The sequence below is a fragment of the Pseudomonas sp. rhizo66 genome, assembly GCF_031931925.1.
Classification (GTDB): Bacteria; Pseudomonadota; Gammaproteobacteria; order Pseudomonadales; family Pseudomonadaceae; genus Aquipseudomonas.
The window spans coordinates 1-1,292 of the sequence record NZ_JAUJWZ010000047.1; the positions used below are offsets into that span (position 1 = coordinate 1).

General features: G+C 55.0%; 1 protein-coding gene. It reads right to left on the reverse strand.

The genetic code is table 11. The annotated features are described in order from the left end of the window. Nucleotides 1-60: 60 nt before the first annotated feature. Nucleotides 61-1,206, reverse strand: coding sequence for an integrase core domain-containing protein (locus tag QZR14_RS27885; protein WP_442967432.1), 1,146 nt, complete (start codon nt 1,204-1,206; stop codon nt 61-63). Nucleotides 1,207-1,292: the final 86 nt, after the last annotated feature.

Here is a 1,292-nt window from a genome sequence, read left to right on the forward strand (position 1 = left end):
CCCTCACTGTAGAGACCGGCACATCCTTTACAAATTAGACCGGGGACATCGTTTACACCTTTACAGGCTTGAAACGCGTTTGGCGCCGTTTTCAAGCCTGCCTAAACAGTGGCTGCAAAGGTACAGTTCCCAAGCGTCATCAGCCACTTCCTTCAGCGCGATATCCTCTCCAATCAGAGCCTCTCCAAGAAAAATCAGCTGTCCTTTCCATTTAATTTCCCCATTTGACCGAACCTTGCGTACTTCAACATCGGAACCGTATTCAAGCGCAGGCAAATAACCGGGATAAGCGCGTATCGACGGGCGATAGACAGATGCCGGCGGTTTCATGCCCAGCGCGGTGTGCGGTCGGTGGTGGTTGAAGTCTTGGATGAAATCCTGAAAAGCCAGCTGCTGGCGCACTAGGTTTTCCGCCGGTGGCACTGCTGCCTTTAGCGTTCGATGCATCCGTTCATGTCGACCATTTTGGTCGGGACGGCCAGGCGTAATCGTTTCGACATGGATTCCAAGCCTGATGAACCAAACCGATAATTTCGAAAGTCGCGCCAGACCTGTCGACGCGAAAGGAGCGCCATTGTCAGTGCGGATCACATCCGGCAGCCCATATTCTCGAAAAGCCCACTCGAAGCCTTCCCGCGTCGGCGCTCCGTGCGTACTGGGCAAAGCGCGACAGACGAATAAAAAGCGGCTCATCTGATCGGTAATGGTCAGCGGATAGCACCAATTACCGTCCTGCATTTTGAACTGCCCTTTGTAATCAGCGCACCAAGTCTGGTTGGGCGCGTCGACCGGACGCAAATGTGTTGGAGCACGGGGACGCGGGGGATAGGGCCGTCGCGCCACCACCAAACCAGCTTTCTTCAACCACTCCCCGGCGGTACTCGCCGCCGGCCATTGGATATGCGGATCGGAAACGCGCAGGCGATCAATGATCTGTTTGGGTCCCCGATCGGGGTGCTCGTTTTTCTTGGTCAGCAGCGTGGCAATGATTTCGTCGGGCGTTTGATGAGGACAGTTCAACGGCTTGCGCGATTGCTCTTTCAAGCCATCCACGCCCAACGCTGCATACCGCTCCAGCCACTTGTCGATGGTTGGACGGCTGACGCCATAGCGCCGGCTTAATTGGCTCTTGGTGTAGCTCCCGCTAAGCCAGTCACTGACTAACTTCACTCGTTGATCCATTGGGGACTCTTGATTCCAGGGCATGGTCAGCACCTCCTGACCATGATTAATACCTGTAAACCATGTCCCCGGTCTCAAACGTAAAGGATGTACCCGGTCTTTACCCACCC